Here is a 15,561-nt window from a genome sequence, read left to right as displayed (position 1 = left end):
TCAACGCCCCGGCGCTCGGGAGGGGGTGGGGAGCGCGGAGAGCCTGTGGTGCACCGCCCGCACCGGCACGTCCAGCAGCAGGGCGATCTCGCCCGCCGAACGCCCCGTGCCCGCCAGCACGGCGATGCTCTGGTCGGCGTCGTCGCCCGTCCGGACCCCGGCCGTCCTCAGTGGACAGGTGGGGCCGCTCCCCCGGTCCACCCGGGACGCCCACAGGGAGACCTGCGCGAGGGTGCTCGGCGCGCCCCAGCGCACGGCCCGCTCCACGGCGTCGGCGGTGAGCACGCGGGCGGCGTCGCGGTCGCCGAGGGCGGCGTGCGCGGCGGCGGCCAACGACCGCCAGGCGGCGAGCGCGGGGTTCACCCAGCCCCGGGTCAGCAGCACCCGGCCGCAGCGGTCGAACCGGCGCAGCGCCGTCGCCGGGTCGCCGAGCGCCAGCGCCGCCTCGCCCCGCGCGTACTGCAACAGGCCCCAGGCCGCGCCGCGGTCGGCCTCGGCGGGTGGCGCGCCGGCCATCTCCCGCGCGGCGTCGTCGACCTCGCCGCGGGCCAGCAGCAGCTGCCCGGCCAGGGCGACGAGGGCCGGCACGAGGCGCGGGTGCCACGAGTCGGCGGGCAGGTGCGCGCGGGCCTGCGCCAGGTCGTCGCCTGCCTGGGCGAGGTTGCCGCGGCGCAGTTCGCACCAGCCCCGGTGCAGCAGGGCGTTGGCGGCCACGGCGGGCACGCCCCGGCGGCGCGCGTCGGCGACCACGGCGTCCAGGCCGACGACCGCGGAGGCGATGTCGTCGGCGTGCAGCAGCGCCCGGCACGCGTGCAGCCGGTGCCCGAACGGTGCGGGCCGGTCGTCGCCCGCGGCGAGGGCGCACCGGGCGAGCGCCCGGGCCCGCGCCCGGTGGTCGCCCCGCAGCGCCAGCGACCAGGCGGCGACGCCCGCGCCGACCGGTTCGCTCACCTCCGGCGAGTCGGTCGGCGGGTCGGGGAAGGCGCGGGCGGGGTGCAGCGCATCGGGTGTGCAGTCGCTGTCGGCCAGCCAGCCGATCGCGGCCAGGGCGGTGGTGTCCACGCCGTCGGCCTCGCCGCGGGCACGGGCGGTGGCGATCACGCGACGGGCGGCGAGCGCGTCGCCGTGGGCGTGGAGCAGGTCGGCGGCGAGGACCGCGGTCGGCCCGTCCGGCTCGGTCTCCAGCAGGGCCTGGCGGAGCCTGCGGTCGGCCGCACGCGGGTTGTCCACCACCTCCAGCGCGCCGAGGTCGACCAGCAGGCCGAGCCTGTGCTCCTCGCCCATCGGCTCGCGCAGCGCCGCGGCCAGCAGGGACGCCGCCGCCGCGTGGTCCCCGGCCGCGCGGCGACGGGCGGCGACCTTGGTCAGCAGGGTGGTGGCCCACGCCTCCCCGACGGGCGGCGCGGCGAGCAGCAGGGCGGCGAGCCGGTCGTCCGGGACGGCCGCGCGGCGGCCGATCGCCACGGCGCTGCGGAGCAGGTGGTCACGCTCGTCGGCTGCCAGGCCGGCCAGCGCGCCCGCGCGCACCCCCGGCCCCGCGGGACGCGGTTCGTCGCCACCGGTGATCAGCCCCACCTGGCGCAGCAGGCCGGCGGCGGTGGCGGCGGACACGTGCCGCGGGCTGACCAGGGCGCAGGTCAGGTCGAAGCCCAGGCCTTCCCCGCACAGCACGAGGGCGCGCAGCAGGGCGAGGGCGTCGGTCGGCAGGGTGCCGATGGCGTCGGCGGCGCGGTCGCCGAGGACGGCGGCGGCCGAGGCGGTCAAGTGCGGCACCTGCTCGGCGGCGGGCGGCAGCTGCGCCCGGGCCAGCCGGGACAGCACCTCGTGCAGCACGGCGGGGCTGCCGCCGGTCGCGGTGTGGGCCTCGGTGACGAACGAGCCGTCGACCGGGCCGGGGTAGCGCGCGGAGATGACCTCGCGGACACCGGGTTCGCGCAGCGGGCGCAGGCGCATCACGCGGGCCGCCGGGTGATCGGGTTCGGGTCGCCACTCGGGGCAGCCGGGCGCGTCGAGGCCGTGCGTGCCGGCGCGCACCAGCAGCAGCGGGGCCTGGCCGAGGCGGCGGGCCATCGCGCGCAGCCAGCGCCAGGACGGTCCGTCTGCCCACTGGGCGTCGTCGAGCGCCACGACCAGCGGGTGATCGTGGGCCACGGCGAGGAAGTCCGCGCAGAGCGCCGGGATGACGGCCTCCTCGGCCTGGCGCGCGGCCAGGCCGGTCGTGCCGCGCAGGATCGCGCCGGCCGTCGTGGGAGCGCTCTCGGACAACGAGGCCACCAGTTGGTGCACGACGCCGAAGGCCAGGTCGGACTCCGCCGGCACGCCGCGGGCCGTCGCGACCCGCAACCCGGCGGCCCGCGCCTCCGCGACGAGCAGCGCCACCATCGCGCTGAGCCCCGTGCCACTGCGACCGGTGACGGTGACCATGCCCGAACGACCGCGCCGGGCGAGGTCTTCGACCCCGTGGCGGAGCTGTTCGACCTCGTGGTCGCGGTCGACGAGCAGACCGGGTGCGTGGGGCGCCCACTCCGGCGCGACGCCGGGGCGAGGGCTGCCGGGCCCGAACGCGGACCCGGGGTCTCGCGTCGTCCCGATCTCCATCACACTCCTCACTGACGTCGGAACGTGACCGCCGCCACAGCCGCAAGCATAGTTGGCTGGTGTTGGTTCGCCAAACAGGTCGCTTGGCTTTGGCTGCGTTGATCTGGTTTTACCTTTGTCGACGCGCGGAGTGTGCCTACTGTGTCCCAGACCGCACGCGACGACACCCCGACCACAGGAAGACTGGAAGAAACCCGAGTCTTCGGCCGGCACCATCGGCCGATCAACGGGGGCGTGCCCGCCGACAGATCGAGTGCCATGAACAAGCGCCGCAAGAGCAAGCCTGCCGCGACCTCGTTCCACCCCCTCGCCTTCGGCGGTTGGAACGACTACGAGACGTGGGCCGCCAACGACTTCCGCCCCAAGCCCCTGGCTCCGACCCCCGCGCCGGCCGCGGTGCAACCGCTCCCGGAACCCCAGCCCGAACCGGTGGCCGAGTCCGAACCGGAGCGCGGGCCCGAGCCGGAGCCGGCCCCCGCGGAAGGGCCGACCGAGTTCTTCACCGCCGAGGAGCTGGCGGAGCAGCCGGCGCCCACGGCACGCCCGTACGTGCGCACCAGGGGACGCACGCGGGCAACGCACGAACTGCGCCTGGAGACCATCCTGTCGGCCGCGCCGGGCGCGCCGCCTGCCGCCGACGCGACCGCCCTGCGGCTGCACCGCATGTGCCGCGCGCCCCTGTCGGTGGCCGAGATCGCCGTGCACCTGGGCGTGCCGCTGGGTGTGGCCAGGGTCCTGATCAGCGACGCCATCACCGACGGCCTCGTGGTCGCGCACGACGACCGCGCGCCGTCCGCCGACGGCCCGTCGCTGGAACTGCTCAACCGCGTCCACGCCGGACTGCTGCGCCTGGCCTGAGCCCGGACCCGGTTCGCCGGAGTACCCGGTTTCCGGAGTACTGGGGTTTTCCGGAGTCGCGCGCGGCTTGACTGGTGCTTCCCCGCCCCGACAGGAGGAGCGCGCGATGACGCAGACCCTGGACCTGCCCGCCGGCCGCGCCGTGCCCGACCCGCGCGACCCGGTGCGGCGGCTGGAGCGGCTGCTGGACGCGGGCACCGCCGTGGTGACGTACCGGGAGCCGGGCGTGGGCGTCGTGGTGGCGCGCGGCGAGGTCGCGGGCAACCAGGTGGTCGTGTACTGCACCGACGCCACGGTCAAGGGCGGCGCGATCGGCGTGGACGAGTGCCCGCCCATCGTGGACGCCATCGACACCGCCGTGCGCGACGACGTGCCGGTCATCGGCGTGTGGCACTCCGGCGGGGCGAAGCTCGCCGAGGGCGTGGCGGCGATGCACGGCATCGGGCGCATGTTCGCGGCCATGGTGCGCGCCTCGGGCCGGGTGCCCCAGGTCTCCGTCGTCCTCGGGCCGGCCGCCGGCGGGGCCGCCTACGGTCCGGCGCTGACCGACGTCGTGGTGATGTCCGGCGCGGGCCGGGTGTTCGTCACCGGGCCGGACGTGGTGCGCGCGGTGACCGGCGAGTCGGTCGACATGGAAGGGCTGGGCGGTCCCGAGGCGCACGGCCGCAAGTCCGGCGTCGTGCACGTCGCGGTGGACACCGAGGACGAGGCGCTCGACCACACCCGCGAACTGGTGTCGCTGCTGGCGGACCAGGGCTCGGTGGACACCGGATCGCTCGGCGACGACCCCGACCTGCGCGCGTGCCTGCCGGACAACCCGAGGCGGGCCTACGACGTGCGGCCGCTGGTGCGCGGGCTGCTGGACAGTGGGCCGTTCGTCGAGCTCCAGGCCAAGTGGGCGCCCAACGTCGTGGTCGGCTTCGGGCGGCTGGGCGGGCGGACCGTCGGCGTGGTGGCGAACAACCCGCTGCGCAAGGGCGGGTGCCTGGACTCGCTGTCGGCGGAGAAGGCGTCGCGGTTCGTGCGCCTGTGCGACTCGTTCGGCGTGCCGCTGGTCGTGCTGGTCGACGTCCCCGGCTACCTGCCCGGCGCGGCGCAGGAGTGGAACGGCGTCGTGCGGCGGGGCGCGAAGCTGCTGTACGCCTTCGCCGAGGCCACGGTGCCCCGGGTGACGCTGGTGACCCGCAAGTCGTACGGCGGCGCGTACATCGCCATGAACTCCCGCTCCCTCGGGGCCACCGCCGTGCTGGCGTGGCCCGACGCGGAGGTGGCCGTGATGGGCGCGGGCGCGGCGGTGGACATCATCCACCGGCGCAAGCTGGCCGCCGTCGAGTCGCCGGAGAAGCGGGCCGCGCTGCGCGAGCGGCTGGCCGCCGAGCACGAGGTGATCGCGGGCGGCGTCGGGTTGGCCATGAGCATCGGCGTGGTGGACGAGGTCGTCGACCCCGCCGCGACCCGCGGCCGGATCGCCCACCTGCTGGCCGGCGCCGCGCCGGCGCGCGGCGCGCACGGCAACATCCCCCTCTAGGAATCCCTGGCAGGAATCCCCCGCAGGGGCCTCCCGCCGGTCCGCCCGGTCCCTCAGTCCCGTTCGGACGGTGGGCGCAGGGCGGACCGGCCGGGCAGGTCGAGCTTGCGGTAGACGTTGGTCAGGTGGGTCTCCACCGTGCGCAGGGTGATCCGGAGGCGTTCGGCGATCTCCCGGTTCGTCACGCCGGCCCCGGCCAGTTCGGCGACCCGGCGCTCGGCGACGGTCAGCCCCTCGTCCGCGCCGCGGTGCAGGCGCCCGCCCGCGGCGACCAGGCGGGCCCTCAGCCGCTCGGCCACGGCCCGGTAACCGGTGCGGCCCGCCCGGTCCGCCGCGGCGCGGAACCACTTGCGCGCGCCGCCCCGGTCGCCGCCCCGCAACAACGCCTCGGCGAGGTCCACCTCGGCGTGCACGCGGTGCCAGGTGTTCGGGGTGCCCGCCAGCACGTCCACCGCGTCGGAGATCAAGTCGACGCCGGAGCGGTCGGCGGCGTGGCCGGCGGTGAGCAACGCCAGGCCGCGCGACACGGGGGTGTCCCACCGGTCGGCCGCCGCCCAGGCCGCCGCCGCGGCGTGGGCGGCCTGACGGGAACGACCCGCGGCGGCGTGCAGGCGGGCGGAGGGCAGCCACCAGGGAGCGAGGACGGAGTTGCCCACGCCCAGTTCGGACGTCTCGACGGCGCACCGGTCGAGGTGGCGCAGCGCCTCGTCCGGCCGCCCGGCCACCTCGGCCGCGTCCGCGCGCAGCAGCAGGCCGAGGGGCCGCCCCAGCACCGGGACGTCGGCGCCGGTACCGGGCAGCGCGTCCAGGGCGGCCCGCGTGTCGCCCCGGCGGTGCAGGGCGATGGCCAGGACGACCCGGGCGGTGTCCACGGTGCGCAGCGCGTCGATCGCGGCGGACGCGTCGGCGACCGCGTCCGCCGGGTCGCCGGTGTCGACGACGACCAGGGCGCGCAGCAGCGCCGCGAGCGCCCGCGTCCACCCGGTCGGGGCGGCGGTGTCCAGGACCCGCCCGAGGTGGGCGACCGCCGTGCCCGGGTCCCCGGCCGCGGCGAGCGCGAACGCGGCGGCGGCGTGCGGCCACCCCAGGTCGCCCGGTTCGGCGAGGGCCGTCCGGGCGCGGGCCGCGGCGGTCGCCGCCGGGGCCGCGCCCAGCAGGTCGGTGAACGCGAGCAGCGCCAGCACCACCCGCTCGGCCGGGGTGTCGCCCGCGGGCGCCTGGTGCGCCGACTCCCCCGAGACCTCCGCGGCGCGCGTCCAGCTCGCCGCCAGCCGCGCCGCCCGGCCGCGCACGAGCAGTTCGCGGTCGGCGCCGACGAGCGGGCGCAGCGCGTCGTCCAGCAGCGGCAGCACCGGCTCCGCCCTGGGCACGGCGGGGGCGAGGAGCGCGAGTTCGATGGCGAGCGTGGCGCGCTCGTGCGGGTCGCCGGCGGCGTCGAGGCCCGAGCGCAGCAGCCGGTCCGCGGCGTGCGGGTCGCGGTCGCCGACGGCGCGCGCGTAGTCGACCAGCGCCGGGACGTCCCCCGGGAAGTCGGTGAGGACGCGGTCGAGGTAGCGCACGGTCGTGTCGTGGTCGGGCGCGACGCGGGCGGCGTCCCGCAGGACCACCCGCATCCAGCGCTGGGGCAGCTCGGGCAGGGCCAGCAGGTGGGGCGCGATCTCGGCGGCGGGACGTCCCGCGTCGCTGAGCATCCGGGCCGCGCGGGCGTGCCGCACGGCCACCTCCGCCGGGTCGAGCTCGGCGAACAGGACGCCCAGCAGGCGGGCCCGCGCGGCGAGGTCGAGGCCGGCCGGTTCGGCGGCGGCACGGGGATCGGCGGCACGGGGATCGGCGGCACGCGGGAGGACCGCGCACCCGAGGTCGGCGAGCACGGCCGCGGCCAGCGGTTCGGACACGCCCACCAGCGTCGCCACCGACGCCGGGTCGGTCATCCCGAGCACGGCGACCGCCTCCGCCACGGCCGGCGCGTCGTCGGGGCGGGTCAGGTGGGCGGGCAGCAGGTCGGCCAGCACCTCGACGCCCTCGGCGACGACCGCCCGCGTCGACCGGCTCTCGGGACGCACGCCTGCGTGCCTGAGCCGGTCCAGCAGGAGTCGCAGGGCCAGCGGGTTGCCCGCGGTGACGCGCGCGCAGTCGGCGGCGAACCCCGGGTCGCCGGGCACGCCCCACTCGCGGCGCACGAGTTCGGCGACCTCCGCCTCGGTGAGCGGGGCGAGGTCCACCGCGTGCGAGCGCGCCGCGGCCACGCCCCAGGTGCCGTCCGCCGACCGGGGCGCACCGCCGACTGCGGCCACCACGAGGAGCCGCGGAACGCGCCTGACCAGGAGGTCCAGCGTCTCGGCGGATTCGGCGTCGCACCAGTGCGCGTCGTCCAGCAGCAGCGCCAGCGGCGCGTCGCGGGTCAGTTCGCGCAGCCGCGTCCGGTAGCGGTGGGACGGCGGCGCGCAGCCCGCCGGGGACGCGTCCGGCACCAGCCCCGCCACCACCTCGCCCGGCGCGGCGCCCTCGGTGCAGCGCACCGACCGGACGGGCACGCCGACCAGCCCGGCGCACGCGTCGAGGAGCGCGGTCTTGCCGCTGCCGCGCGGTCCGCGCAGCAGGACGACCCCGGCGCCGCCCGCACGCGCCCGGGCCACCGCGCGGCGCACCGCGGTCAGCTCGGCCTCCCGACCGAGCAGGCCCTGCGGCATGAAGCCCCCTCCCGACAGCGCTGTCGCACCCGCGGGGACCAACGCTATCCGCCGATCGCGCGTGGACGGCCGCCCGTTGTCCGTTTCTAGTGATTTGCCGGTCGGGCGAACTGTTCACTGGCAACGTGAGCACGACTCGCGTGACGACACCCGCAGACACGACCTCGACCGCCTGGCTGCGCCGGTACCACCCCGGCGGGAACAGCCCCGTCCGGCTCGTGTGCTTCCCGCACGCGGGCGGGTCGGCCAGCTTCTACCACCCGCTGTCGGCCCGCTTCGCCCCCGGCGCGGACGTGGTGGCCGTGCAGTACCCCGGTCGCCAGGACCGACGCCGGGAGCCGTGCCTGGACGACATCGGCACGCTCGCGGACCGCGTCGTCGCCGAACTGGCCGCCCTCGCGCCCCGGCCCACCGCGTTCTTCGGGCACAGCATGGGCGCGGTGCTGGCGTTCGAGGTGGCGTGGCGGCTGGAGCGCGCCGGGTTGCCCGGCGCGCCGGCCGCGCTGCTCGCCTCGGGCCGCCGCGGTCCCTCCACGCACCGCGACGAGACCGTGCACCGCCTCGACGACGAGGGGGTGATCGCCGAGCTGCGGCTGCTCAACGGCACCGAGGCCGCCGTGCTGGGCGACGAGGAGATCCTGCGCATGGCGCTGCCCGCGATCCGCGGCGACTACCGCGCGATCGAGACGTACCGGTGCCCGCCCGGCCGCGTCGTGTCGTGCCCGATCACGGTGCTCACCGGTGTCGACGACCCGAAGACGACGGCAGCCGAGGCGGAGGCGTGGCGGGAGCACACGACCGGCGCGTTCCGCGTGCGGGAGTTCCCGGGTGGGCACTTCTTCCTCATCGCGCAGCAGGCGGCGGTCGCGTCGGCCATCGAGGTCGAGCTCGACCGCGTTGCCGGGCTCGGATGACCGCGACTAGACTTCCCGGGGTTCCGCGCAGGGGGTGGGGTAGGACGTGTACGCGGAGGAGCGCCAGCAGGTCATCCTCGATCGCGCCCGTGCCAAGGGCCGGGTCGACGTCGCCGCGTTGGCGGAGGAGTTCGCCGTCACCACCGAGACGATCCGCCGCGACCTGACCGCGCTGGAGCGCCACGGCGTGTTGCGCCGGGTCCACGGCGGCGCCATCCCCGTTGAGCGCCTCGGTTTCGAACCCGCCATCGCCACCCGCGAAGGCGTGATGACGGCCGAGAAGGAGCGCATCGCCAAGGCCGCGCTGGCACTGCTGCCCGACGAGGGCACCATCCTGCTCGACGCGGGCACCACCACCGCGAAGATGGCCGACCTGCTGCCCCTGGACCGCGAGCTCACCGTCGTCACCCACTCGGTGAACATCGCGCTGATGCTGACCAGCAGGCCCAACCTCACCGTGATGCTGGTCGGCGGCCGACTGCGCAGCCGCACCCTGGCCACCGTCGACGCCTGGGCGTTGCAGGCGCTCAAGGACAGCTTCGTCGAAGTCGCCTTCATCGCCACCAACGGCCTGTCGTCCGAACGCGGCCTCACCACTCCCGACCCCGCCGAGGCCATGGTCAAGCGCGCCGCCATCGGCGCCGCGCGCCGCTGCGTCCTGCTCGCGGACCACACCAAGATCGGCAACGACCACTTCGCGCGGTTCGCCGACCTCGGCGACATCGAAACGCTCATCACCGACTCCGGCACCGACTCCGCCGTCGCCGAGGAGCTCCGGGCGGCCGGCCCGCGCGTGGTCATCGTCTGACGCGGCGTCGTGCGCGACGGCGGCCGGTCCGTGCGAACGGGCCGGCCGCCGTCGCGCACCGCCGGGGTCACCGCCCGGCCAACCACCCCAGGACGGTGTCGGCGGTCCCGGCCACCCGGTCCTCCATGATCGTGAAGTGGTTGCCGCTCACGTCGGCGACCGCGTCCGCGGTGTCCCAGCGCGAGCGCCAGTCGGTGCCCTCCTGCTCGGGCGCCAGCGGTTCCGTGGCCCGCAGCAGCAGCGTCGGCACGCCCACGCGCGACGGCCGCCAGTCCCACATCAGGTCGAAGCACCAGGCCATCGCGGACAATCCCGCGCTGCCGGGCGCGGCGAACCCGCTGTTGCGCTCGGTGAGCCCGCCGAGCAGCCCCGTGCCGGAGGTGCGGACGAAGTCGGCGTCCATCAGGTAGGTGTCGGCGAGCACGACCCCGGCGGGCGGCGTGCCGCGGGCGACCAACTCCTCCGCCACCGCGTGCGCCAGCAGGCCGCCCGTGGACGAGCCCAGCAGCACGAGCGGGCCGGACTCCGAGGCGTCGGCTCCCAGGGCGTCGGCGAGCACGCCCACCAGGGCGTTCCGGTCGGCGGGCAGGGCGTCGCCCTCGGTGAACCCGGGCAGCGGCACGGCGGACACGTCGGCCCGCCCCCGGCAGCGGGCGGCGAACCGCGCGTACTGCTGCACGCCCGCGAGCGCCACCAGGGCGGGGACGCAGACGACGTGCGGCGAGCCCGCCCCTCCCCTGGCCAGCCGCACCGGCCGGACGGGCCGGGTGAGGCCCCGCGCGTCGGCGAACACCGGCCGGAGCCGGGCGACGCTGCGCACCAGGTCCATCGCGGCGTCGGCGCGGCCCTCGGCCTGGGCGCGGTGGAACAGCGCGGTGACGGTGTCCTCCCCGGCCGGCCGGGCCGTCGCGGTGGGCTCGTCGGGCGCGGTGTCCAGTTCGCGGGCCAGGTGCCCGGCCAGTTCGACCGGGCTGGGGTGCTCGAACACCAGCCCGGCGGGCAGCGCGAGACCGGTCGCCGCGCGCAGCCGGTTGCGCAGGTCCATCGCGGTGAGCGAGTCGAACCCGAGGTCGGGGAAATCCCGTTCGGGTGTGACGGCGTCGGTGTCGGGGTGGCCGAGCACGGCGGCGGCCAGGCCGCGCACCAGGTCGGTGAGCCGGGCGAGCCGGGTGGCCCCGTCCAGCTCGGCGAGGTCGCGCCGCAGGTCGCGGCCCCCGGTCGTGCTCGCCGCGGCGGTGCGCCGGGCGGCCGGGACCAGGGCGCGCAGCAACGGCGGCGGCTGCGGCAGCGCCCGCAGGCCGGGCAGGTCGAACCGGACCGGCGCCACCGCCGCGTCGGCGCGGGCGGTCGCCGCGTCGAACAGCGCCAGCCCTTCCTGGGCGCCCAGCGGCACGACCCCGCCCGCGGCGAGCCGGCGCAGGTCGGTGTCGGTGAGGCGGGCCGACATCGCGCTGTCCCGGCTGCCCGCCGAAGCCCAGGTGCCCCAGGCGAGGGACGTCGCGGCGAGGCCGTCCGCGCGGCGGCGGGCGGCGAGGGCGTCGAGGAAGGCGTTGGCCGCGGCGTAGTTGGCCTGGCCGGGCGTGCCCGCGAGGCCGGCGAACGAGGAGAACAGCACGAACGCGGACAGCCCGGCCCCGCGGGTCAGCTCGTGCAGGTGCCAGGCGGCGTCCGCCTTGGGGCCGAACACCGCCGACAGCCGCTTGGGGGTCAGCGAGCCCAGCACGCCGTCGTCCAGGACGCCGGCGGTGTGCACGACGGCGGTCACCGGGTGCTCGGTGAGCAGGCCGGTCAGCGCGGCCCGGTCGGCCACGTCGCAGGCCACCACGTCGACGTGCGCGCCGGCGGCCGTGAGGTCGGCGACCAGCGCGCCCACGCCCTCGGCGGCGGGACCGCGCCGGCCGACCAGCAGCAGCCGCCGCACGCCGTGCGCGGCCACCAGGTGCCGGGCGACGAGCGAGCCCAGCCCGCCGGTGCCACCGGTGACCAGCACCGCCCCCGCGCCCCACCGCGGCGCCTCGCCGGGCTCGGGGTCGCAGCGCACGAGCCTGCCGACGAGCGCGACGCCGTCGCGCAGGGCGACCTGGGTCTCCCCCAGGGCCGCCGCACGGGCCGCCGCGTCGCCGAGGGCGGCGAGCGAGGACACCTCGCCGTCGAGGTCCACGAGCAGGATGCGGCCGGGGTTCTCCGACTGCGCGGACCGGACGAGGCCCGCCACGGCCGCGCCGGCGAGGTCGGGCCGGTCCGCCGTGGCGCCCCGGGTGACGACGACCAGCACGCTGTCCAGCAGCCGGTCGTCGGCCAGGAACGCCTGCACCTCGCCCAGCACGCGGGCCAACGCCTCCTCGGTGGCCGCCGCCTCGTCCGCGAGGGGTTCGGCGGTCACCGGCAGCAGCACGGCCCGCGGCGGTTCGGGCAGCAGACCCGCCGCCGCCGTGTCCGGCACGGTGTCGGTGACGCGGCCCGAGGCGTGCAGGGCGGCGGTGACGTCGAGCTCGTCGTTCCCGGCGACCGCCCACGTGCCGGTCGGCGCGTCGGCCTCGGCCAGCCGGGCGGTCCACTCCACCCGGTACAGCGACCTGGTGTCGCGCTCCGGGGCGCCGGCCACCGGCCGCAGGGCGAGTTCGTCGACGGTGAGCACCAGCCCGCCGTCCGGGTCGACGGCGGTCAGGGCGAACTCCGCGTCGCCGACCGGGGTCAGCCGCACGCGCAGCGCCCGCGCGCCCGAGGCGTGCAGGCGCACGCCGGACCACGAGAACGGCAGGTGCGGCCGGTCCGCGCCGGGGCCGGTGAAGCCGACGGCGTGCAGCGCGGCGTCGAGCAGCGCGGGGTGCAGGCCGTAGTCGCCCGCCTGCGCCCGCACCGGTTCGGGCAGCACCACGTCGGCGGTCACCTCGCCGTCGTGCCGCCACGCGGCGGTGAGGCCGCGGAACGCGGGCCCGTAGCCGAACCCGGCCGCGCCGAGGCGGTCGTAGTGCCCGCCGAGGTCCACTTCGGACGCGTCGGCGGGCAGCGGCCCGACCACGCTCCCACCGGGCTCGTCGGGGGCCAGGACGCCGACCGCGTGGCGCGTCCACGGCGCGTCGGGGTCGTCGTCGGGACGGGAGTGCACCGCGACCGACCGGCTGCCGCCGTCGTCGGCGCCCACGACGACCCGCAGCTGCACGGGCGCGTCGACGGCCAGCGGGGCGTGCACGGTCAGCTCCCGGACCAGGGCGCAACCGACCTCGTCGCCCGCGCGCACGGCGAGTTCGAGGAACCCGGTGGCGGGGAACAGCACCGTGCCGCCGAACGCGTGGTCGGCGAGCCAGTCGGGCGTGCCGGCGGCCAGCCGGGCGGCGAACACCGGGCCGCCGTCACCGGGCAGCCGCACGAGCGCGCCCAACAGCGGGTGGTCCGGCCGGTCCAGCCCGGCCGCCGCCACGTCGCCCGCCCCGAGCAGGGAGCCCTTGGGCCACAGCGTCTGCCGCTGGAAGGCGTAGGTCGGCAGCGGCACGGCCCGCGCGCCGCTGCCCTCGAAGACCCGCGCCCAGTCGACCGGGACGCCGTGCGCGAACGCGGCGCCGATCGAGGCCGCGACCCGGCCCGGCCCGCCGTCGTCCGCGCGGAGGGTGGGCAGCACGACGGCGTCCGCGCCCGCCTCCTCCAGGGTTTCCCGGATGCCCAGCGACAGCACGGGCTGCGGGCCGACTTCCAGGAACACCCGGTGCCCCGCCGCGGCCAGCGCGCGGACGCCGTCGGCGAAGCGCACCGGTTCGGCCAGGTTGCGGTACCAGTACCCGGCGTCCAGCTCGCCGCCGGGCACGGCCCGGTCGTCGCACGTCGAGTGGAACGCCACGGAGCACGCGCGGGGCGTCACGCCGGCGAGGGCGGGCAGCAGGTCGTCGCGCAGCACGGCCACGTGCGGCGAGTGCGCGGCGAAGTCGACGCCCGGCAGCGGCCAGCGCATGACCCGCTCGGCGGCGAGGGCGCGTTCGACCAGGGTCATCGCGTCGGGGTCGCCGGAGAGGGTGGTGGTGCGCGGGCCGTTGACGGCGGCGACGGCGACCTGCTCGGGCGCGAGATCCAGCCGGCGCAGCACCGCCGCGAGGTGGTCGGCCGGTGCCATGGCGGTGAGCATCCGGCCGCGACCGGCCATCCGCTCGCCGATCAGCCCGCTGCGCACGGCGACGACGAGCGCGGCGTCGTCGAGGGACAGCGCGCCCGCCACGCAGGCGGCGGCGATCTCGCCCTGCGAGTGGCCGATCACGGCGGCGGGTTCGACCCCGGCGGCCCGCCAGACGGCGGCCAGGGACACCATCACGGTGAACAGCAGCGGTTGCACGACGTCGACCCGGTCGGCGGGCGGGGTGCCCGGCTCGCCGCGCAGGACGGCTAGCGGCGACCAGTCGAGGTGCGGGGTGAGGGCGCGGTCGCACTCGGCCGCGCGCGCGGCGAACGCGGGGTGGCCGTCGAGGAGTTCGCGGCCCATGCCGGTCCACTGCGCGCCCTGGCCGGGGAACACGAAGACCGGGCGCTCGACGCGGGTGGCCACGCCGGTGGCGGCGGCCGGGTCCCCGGCGGCGACAGCGGCCAGGCCGGCGCGCAGGTCCTCCACCGAGGTCCCGGCGATGGCGGCCCGGTGCTCGAAGGCGGTCCGGGTGAGCGCCAGCGAGCAGCCCACGTCCAGCGGGTCGGCGTCGGGGGCGAGGCGCTCCAGCAGGCGCTCGGCCTGGGCGCGCAGGGCGGCCGGCGTGCGACCGCTCAGCACCCACGGCACCGCACCGCCGGGCAGGCCGGCCCGGTCGGCGGGCTCCTCGACCTCCTCGGCCTGTTCCAGCACGACGTGCGCGTTGGTGCCGCTCACCCCGAACGACGACACCGCCGCCCGGCGCGGCCGGTCGACCGGCGGCCACGGCTCGGGCTCCAGCGCGAGCGACACCGCGCCCGCCGCCCAGTCGACCCGGCTGGACGGCTCGGTCACGTGCAGGGTGCGCGGCACGACGCCGTGCCGCATCGCCTGCACCACCTTGACGATGCCGGCCACGCCGGCCGCCGCCTGGGTGTGGCCGAGGTTGGACTTGATCGACCCCAGGCGCAGCGGCTCGGCGCGGCCCTGGCCGTAGGTCGCGAGCAGCGCCTGCGCCTCGATCGGGTCACCCAGCACGGTGCCGGTGCCGTGCGCCTCGACCAGGTCCACGTCGGCCGTGCCGAGGCCCGCGTCGGCGAGCGCCTGCCGGATCACCCGCTGCTGCGACGGGCCGTTGGGCGCGGTGAGCCCGTTGGACGCGCCGTCGGAGTTCACCGCGCTGCCCCGCACCACGGCGAGCACGCGGTGGCCGTTGCGGCGCGCGTCGGACAACCGCTCCAGCACGAGCGTGCCGACGCCCTCCGACCAGCCGAGGCCGTCGGCGGCGTCGGAGAAAGCCTTGCAGCGGCCGTCGTGGGCCAGCGCGCCCTGTGCGCCGTACTCGGTGAACGCCGAGGGCAGCACCATCACCGCGACCCCGCCCGCCAGCGCCAGCGAGCACTCCCCCGACCGCAGCGCCCGCACGGCGAGGTGCAGCGTCACCAGGGACGACGAGCACGCCGTGTCGACGGTCAGGGTCGGCCCCTCCAGGCCGAGGGTGTAGGCCACGCGGCCGGACGCGATGCTGCCCGCGCTGCCGTTGCCCTGGTAGCCCTCGTGGTCGCCCTCGGAGGTCTGGAGCAGGATGCCGTAGTCGCCGTACATGACGCCGAGGTACACGCCGGTGCGGGTGCCGCGCAGCGACGCCGGGACGATGCCCGCGTGCTCCACGGCCTCCCACGCCGACTCCAGCAGCAGCCGCTGCTGCGGGTCCATGGCCAGCGCCTCGCGCGGTGAGATGCCGAAGAACGCCGGGTCGAAGTCGGCGGCGTCGTGCAGGAACCCGCCCCGGCCGGGCCCGTTCTCGTTCAGCAGCTCCACGGGCCAGCCCCGGTTGACCGGCAGCGGGCTGATGGCGTCGCCGCCGGAGTCCACCAGCCGCCACAGGGCGTCCGGGTCGTCGACCCCGCCGGGGTAGCGGCAGCTCATGCCCACGATCGCGACGGGCTCCTGCCCGCGCGACTCCGCGTCGGCCAGCCGCTCCCGGGTCTGCGCCAGTTCGGCGGTGACCTTCCGCAGGTAGCCGAGCAGCTTGTCCTCGTTCATCCTCTGCCGTCCCC

Annotated in this window: 6 protein-coding genes and 1 pseudogene; 4 read left to right on the top strand and 3 right to left on the bottom strand. The window is 77.4% G+C overall.

The window, feature by feature from the left end; translation table 11 throughout:
• A complete protein-coding gene (locus J2S66_RS07690; RefSeq protein WP_310305587.1) occupies nucleotides 1–2,598 on the bottom strand; it encodes an AAA family ATPase in 2,598 nt (865 codons plus the stop codon).
• Between the two features lie 258 nt (nucleotides 2,599–2,856).
• Between J2S66_RS07690 and J2S66_RS07685 the strand changes: the two genes are divergently transcribed.
• Both J2S66_RS07685 and J2S66_RS07680 read left to right on the top strand, forming a co-directional pair.
• Nucleotides 2,857–3,456 (top strand): DUF742 domain-containing protein, encoded by a 600-nt coding sequence (locus J2S66_RS07685; RefSeq protein WP_310305584.1) that lies wholly within the window; start codon nucleotides 2,857–2,859, stop codon nucleotides 3,454–3,456.
• Between the two features lie 106 nt (nucleotides 3,457–3,562).
• Nucleotides 3,563–4,984 carry an acyl-CoA carboxylase subunit beta gene (locus J2S66_RS07680; protein WP_310305580.1) on the top strand — a complete coding sequence of 474 codons (1,422 nt, stop codon included), beginning with the start codon at nucleotides 3,563–3,565 and terminating at the stop codon, nucleotides 4,982–4,984.
• A gap of 53 nt (nucleotides 4,985–5,037) precedes the next feature.
• Here the strand turns inward: J2S66_RS07680 and J2S66_RS07675 are convergent, their stop codons facing one another.
• Nucleotides 5,038–7,674: an AAA family ATPase gene (locus J2S66_RS07675; RefSeq protein ID WP_310305576.1), complete on the bottom strand. Its 2,637-nt coding sequence runs from the start codon at nucleotides 7,672–7,674 to the stop codon at nucleotides 5,038–5,040.
• Nucleotides 7,675–7,799: 125 nt separating this feature from the next.
• On the opposite strand from J2S66_RS07675, the gene J2S66_RS07670 reads away from it, so the two are divergent.
• Both J2S66_RS07670 and J2S66_RS07665 read left to right on the top strand, forming a co-directional pair.
• Nucleotides 7,800–8,588: a thioesterase II family protein gene (locus tag J2S66_RS07670; protein ID WP_310305574.1), complete on the top strand. Its 789-nt coding sequence runs from the start codon at nucleotides 7,800–7,802 to the stop codon at nucleotides 8,586–8,588.
• A 46-nt stretch (nucleotides 8,589–8,634) separates the two neighbouring features.
• Nucleotides 8,635–9,396, top strand: coding sequence for a DeoR/GlpR family DNA-binding transcription regulator (locus J2S66_RS07665; RefSeq protein WP_306747651.1), 762 nt, complete (start codon nucleotides 8,635–8,637; stop codon nucleotides 9,394–9,396).
• A gap of 67 nt (nucleotides 9,397–9,463) precedes the next feature.
• On the opposite strand, the pseudogene J2S66_RS07660 reads toward J2S66_RS07665, so the two are convergent.
• Nucleotides 9,464–15,541 (bottom strand): annotated as a pseudogene (locus tag J2S66_RS07660) (SDR family NAD(P)-dependent oxidoreductase); the annotation flags it as partial.
• Nucleotides 15,542–15,561 lie beyond the last annotated feature (20 nt).

The sequence above is a fragment of the Saccharothrix longispora genome (assembly GCF_031455225.1).
GTDB lineage: Bacteria > Actinomycetota > Actinomycetes > Mycobacteriales > Pseudonocardiaceae > Actinosynnema > Actinosynnema longispora.
The sequence above is the reverse complement of the archived record's forward strand: the minus strand, read 5'-3'. Positions and strand labels throughout refer to the sequence as shown.

Excerpts from the sequence above, each read along its gene's own strand:
- J2S66_RS07690 (WP_310305587.1), bottom strand. The coding sequence starts at position 2,598 with ATGGAGATCGGGACGACGCGAGACCCCGGGTCCGCGTTCGGGCCCGGC.
- J2S66_RS07685 (WP_310305584.1), top strand. The coding sequence starts at position 2,857 with ATGAACAAGCGCCGCAAGAGCAAGCCTGCCGCGACCTCGTTCCACCCC.
- J2S66_RS07680 (WP_310305580.1), top strand. The coding sequence starts at position 3,563 with ATGACGCAGACCCTGGACCTGCCCGCCGGCCGCGCCGTGCCCGACCCG.
- J2S66_RS07675 (WP_310305576.1), bottom strand. The coding sequence starts at position 7,674 with ATGCCGCAGGGCCTGCTCGGTCGGGAGGCCGAGCTGACCGCGGTGCGC.